General features: G+C 71.0%; 5 protein-coding genes. 2 read left to right on the top strand and 3 right to left on the bottom strand.

The genetic code is table 11. The annotated features are described in order from the left end of the window. Positions 1 to 739, bottom strand: a 739-nt coding sequence (locus ITP53_RS53870; RefSeq protein WP_195903223.1) for an MFS transporter, incomplete at its 3' end; no start/stop codon positions are given. Between the two features lie 179 nt (positions 740 to 918). Then, the gene (locus ITP53_RS53865; RefSeq protein WP_195903222.1) at positions 919 to 1,176 is read right to left on the bottom strand and encodes a hypothetical protein; all 258 of its coding nucleotides are present in this window, start codon (positions 1,174 to 1,176) and stop codon (positions 919 to 921) included. Between the two features lie 236 nt (positions 1,177 to 1,412). On the opposite strand from ITP53_RS53865, the gene ITP53_RS53860 reads away from it, so the two are divergent. Beyond that, a complete protein-coding gene (locus tag ITP53_RS53860; RefSeq protein ID WP_195903221.1) occupies positions 1,413 to 2,048 on the top strand; it encodes a hypothetical protein in 636 nt (211 codons plus the stop codon). A 46-nt stretch (positions 2,049 to 2,094) separates the two neighbouring features. On the opposite strand, the gene ITP53_RS53855 is transcribed toward ITP53_RS53860, so the two are convergent. Next, on the bottom strand, positions 2,095 to 3,723 hold the full coding sequence (locus ITP53_RS53855; protein WP_195903224.1) for an amidase family protein: 1,629 nt from the start codon (positions 3,721 to 3,723) through the stop codon (positions 2,095 to 2,097). A gap of 406 nt (positions 3,724 to 4,129) precedes the next feature. On the opposite strand from ITP53_RS53855, the gene ITP53_RS61630 reads away from it, so the two are divergent. Beyond that, positions 4,130 to 4,543 carry an ArsR/SmtB family transcription factor gene (locus ITP53_RS61630; RefSeq protein WP_207757713.1) on the top strand — a complete coding sequence of 138 codons (414 nt, stop codon included), beginning with the start codon at positions 4,130 to 4,132 and terminating at the stop codon, positions 4,541 to 4,543. Positions 4,544 to 4,666: the final 123 nt, after the last annotated feature.

Genomic DNA, 4,666 nt, shown 5'->3' with positions numbered 1-4,666 from the left:
GGTCATGCGTGCCGGCGGGTGCCGGGTGGCCGTGCGTGCCGGCGGGTGCCGGACGGTCCTGCGGTTCAGTGGGCGGTGGGCGGTTGCTCGGCTCGGCGACCGCCCGGCGCGCGTGCGGCTCGGCGGGAATCCGGCGCGCGTGCCGCTCGGCGGGTGGCTGGTGAGCGGGCGTCTTCGCGGGTGCGGGGCGGGGGTGTGGTTCGGGGAGCCAGGTGAGGGCGGCGGCGAGGTTCAGCGCGGCCAGCCCTGCCGCCGCGTACGCGCAGGCGGCGAAGCCCCACGGCGCCAGGAGACCCCCGAGGGCGGGGCCGATCACGAACGCCAGCCCGATGGCCGCCCCCATCTGCGCCATCGCCCCGGTACGCCGCTCGGCGGGCACGGCGTCGGCCAGGTACGCGTGCGCGACCGAGATGCTCCCGCCGCACGCCCCCGCCAGCATCCGGCAGGCCAGGAGCCAGCCCAGCGAGGTGGCCAGGCCGGTGAGGGCCATCGACAGGACCGACCCCGCGAGGGCCAGCAGCACGAGGGGCCGCCGGCCGTACCGGTCGGACAAGCGGCCCAGCGCGGGCGCGGCGACCAGCTGCGCCACGGAGTACGCGCTCATCAACGCCCCCAGCCACAGCCCGGTGGCGCCCAGATCGGCCGCGTAGAACGGCAGCGCCGGCAGGACCAGCGTGAAGCCGAGCAGGTCCACGAACACCGTGGCCGAGATGACGAGCTGCGCCGAGCGCCGCATCATGTCCCCTTCTCACCGGCGGCGACGCACCCGCCACCGCTACTACAGCGTGTAATGCTACAGCGCGTAGTAGACGGTCGTGCCGGCGCATGCCCCGGAGCCGGCGGGCCGGGAGGGCGGTCCGGGAGAGGCTGCGGCCCGCACCACGTGGGTGGTGCGGGCCGGTCGTGGAGGCGGTCCGGTCACTTCAGGACTTGGAGCTTCCAGTAGGCGAAGGGCCCGCCGTCGGCGCAGCGGGCACGCAGGCCCGTGCGCTCGAGGTCGAGTCGCTTCAGCTCGCACTGGACGTACAGGAAGTACTTGGCCACGGTCACCCAGCGCGCGGCGGCGGCGGTGGCCGACGTGGTCTCGGCGGCCGCCGCCTGGGCCGGCACCCCCACCGTGCCGAGCGTGAGCGCCGTGCCCAGCATGGCTGCCGTGACGGCTCTCCTCAGTCTCATGGTTCCCCTCATCTCTGTCGTGGTGACGCGGGAACGGTGTTCTCGTGGACGCCCGACCGCCCCGGATCGCGCGCCTGGATCCCGCGCCCTCCAACCCTCCGCCGCCGCCCGCCCCTCGTCATGGCCTGCGGATGCCCACCGATAGGCGACACGTGCACAGGACGCGAGAGCCCGAGGCGTGGGGGCCGCGGGGAAGGGCCCGCGCAGTCGGCCGAAGTTGTCCGTATGGTGAAATCATGTTCTTCGAACCCCCGTCGGCGCAGGAGGAATCGGCTCGCCCGCCGAAGCCCGGACTGCCGGGTTGGTACGCTCCGCCGGCGGAAGAGACGGGCACCGTTATGGTCAGCGATCTGGTGCTGGCCCGCACCCCGGACGTCGCCATCACCGTGCCGACGATCCAGGCGTTCAGCACCGGCTGCCTCATGAACGTGAACATCGCCCTGAGGCGGCGCACACGGCCCGCCGATGGCTTCAGGGCGCTCCAAATGGCCGTGTTCCCCCACATGAGCACCGGGGCGGGCGCCGGCCGGTTGCCGGACGACCTGCTGCGGTTCGGCGTGCGCTTCGCCGACGGCACCAAGGCCACCACCGTCGGACAGCGCTTCGAACCGCCCCCGCGGGAACCACCGCCGGGGCCGCGGCTCTCCTGGCTGCTCGGCGGCATCTCGCAGCGCAGCGGTGACGAGGACGCGGGGATCATCGCCGTGGGGCTGTGGCTCTGGCCGTCGCCGCCCATGGAGACGTTCGAACTCGCGGTGGAGTGGCCCGTCGGCGGTGTCGAGCTGAGCTTCGCGGAGCTCGACGGCTCGGCCATCGCCGCCGCCGCCCGGCGTTCGGTGCCGTACTGGCCCGACTCCACGCCGAGCGAGTAGGGCCGCCGCGCCGCTCGGAGGGAGCGGCACGACGGCCCGGAGACGGTCAGGGGGCGCAGCTACGCTGCCACTTGCCGCTGGGCCGTACGCAACGGAACAGCGAGGGGTTGGTCACGGAGGGCGGGCGCCACTCCTGGGCGGCCTGCTCGTAGGCGTAGGCGAAGGAGAGCAGCTTGGCCTCGGTGTACGCGGTCCCGAGGAAGCTCATGCCGAACGGCCGCCCGTTGGCGGGGTCGTAGCCGATCGGCACGGCGACGGACGGGTACTGCGCCCGCGCGCCGATTCCGGCCGATCCGGCGCCGGTGAACAGGATCGCGTCGAGACTCTCGGCGGCCAGGACCGAGTCGATGCGCTCGCGGGCGGCGGCGATGCCGTTGTCGCGGTCGGCCTCGTAGGCGGCCTTGGCGGCGGGGTCGTCGAGGTCGATCTGGTTGGAGGCCTCCAGTTGCGTCTGGCCGAACTTGATCGCTCCATCGGCGGCGTGGGCGAGGTTGAACGTCACCACGTCGTCCAGCGTCTTCATGGGGGCGTTGCGGGGCAGACGGGCGAGGTAGGCGTTCAGGTCGCGCTTGAACTCATACGTCAAAATGCCCGGCGGCAGACCTCCCGTGCTCACCGTGACGGGGACGACCGTGGCGCCCTGGGCGCGCAGCACGTCGAGGGCCCGGTTGAAGGCGACCGCCTGGTTCCCGTTCGGGTTGCCGGCGACGCCGACGCGCACGCCCTTGAGCGCGTCCTTCGACAGGGCGGCCGTGTAGTCGGTGCCGGCGACGTCCTTGCTGCCTTCCGTCGCGGGGTCCTCGGGGTCGACGCCGGTGAGCGCGGTCAGCAGGGCGGCGGCGTCGTACACCGAGCGGGTCATCGGGCCCGCGGTGTCCTGCGAGGCGGCGATCGGCACGATGCCCGTCCTGCTGACCAGCCCGACGGTCGGCTTCACGCCGACGAGGGAGTTGGCCACGGCGGGGCTGAGGATCGAGCCCGAGGTCTCGGTGCCGACGGTGACCGCCGCGAGCCCGGTGGCCGCCGCCGCGCCCGATCCCGAGCTCGACCCGCTCGGGGTCTGGCTGACGTCGTACGGGTTCAGCACCTGCCCGCCGAGACCGCTGTACCCGGACGGCATCCCGGACGTGGTGAAGTTGGCGAACTCGCTCAGGTTGGTCTTGCCGAGGATGACCGCGCCGGCCGCGCGCAGCCCCTTGACCAGGAAGGCGTCGTCCGAGGGGTAGGAGTCGGCCAGCGCGAGGGCGCCCGCGGTGGTCGGCAGCCGGCGTACGTCGATGTTGTCCTTCACCAGGACGGGGATGCCGTGCAGCGGGCCGCGGACCTTGCCCTTCCTGCGGTCCCTGTCGGCCTGCCTGGCCTCCTCGATCGCGCCGTCGTTGAGCACCCTGACGGCGTTCAGCCCGGGGCCGTCGGTGTTGAGCCGGCGGATGCGCTCGATGTAGTCGCCGGTGAGCTGTTCGGAAGTGATCTTCCGGTTGCTCATGGCCTCCTGGAGTTGCGGGACGGTGGCGGTTTCCAGCTCGAGCTGGTAGCGGCCCCGGTCGGCCACGGCCTGGGTCGGGGTCACCGCCGCCACCGTGCCCAGACCCGCGACCGTGGCGAACGACGCGATGTACACGCTGGTGCGGGAGGTCAGGCGGCGCAGTACGGGTAACACACTTGTACGTTGCATGAGGGTGCGTCCTTCCACGGGTGTCTCCCTCGGCCACGACGGCGCGAGCGACACGATGATCACCCAGGAAGGGTGCAACGCGTAAGTTATCCGGACATTTCGGTTCGGTTACTATCACTTGTCAAACCCCGAACACCGGTCCCATGTGGCATTAGTTGTTAATTATCGATTTCCGAAATATGTCGTCAATTCGCTGGTCGAAATTCTTTATCTCCCTTCGCCCGGCTCGGTGACCTCCAGGCGCCGCCCGTGCCGCTCATCACGGGACCCTGCGCGCGAACTGGTCGACCGTGACCGGATTCGTCCCGCTGATCGCCCGTCCCGTCCGGCTTGCCGAGGCCGGTGAACTGGGCTTTCGGCGCACGCATGGCCACGAGACCCCGTGGCGTGTTCACGACAAGTCCGGATGTCGCCGTCCGCCCGCAGATCCCTTGACCGTCTTCTGGGAGCGACTCGATCGAGGATCCTGGCCGCGCTCACCACTCCGCTGCAGACGACCGTTGTGGCCAGGCTGGTGAGCGTCACCACCCCGACCGCCAGCGAACACCTGGCAATCCTGCGAGACGCCGGGTTGATCGACAGCAGCCGGGCCGGTCGTATCTCGGTAACTGCCTCCGCGCCCGAGCTGCCCAACGTCTGCTGCCGCGGCCGCGCCTGCCTCAACTCCAGTGGCACGGTCGTGCCGATGCCTCGACTCTTCTGGCAGTGCCTCGACTTAACCGGCAGACGACACGGACCGCCGGATGCGGCATGTTCTCTCAACACGACCTTCGCCACTTCCGAGATTGACACCATCTCGGAAGGACACCCCCAGGTGTAAGCATTCACCCCCAGCGCATGTCGAGTTCTGGTGATCGCGCTGTGTGATCGTCTGGAGGCGTGCGTGAGTACGGTGGCTCCGTAGCGTCAGGCTGTAGCCGGGTCGGGTGGCATCCAGAGCTTG

Source organism: Nonomuraea cypriaca, assembly GCF_015645445.1.
GTDB classification, from domain to species: domain Bacteria; phylum Actinomycetota; class Actinomycetes; order Streptosporangiales; family Streptosporangiaceae; genus Nonomuraea; species Nonomuraea cypriaca.
This window is presented reverse-complemented; position numbering and strand designations above follow the sequence as displayed.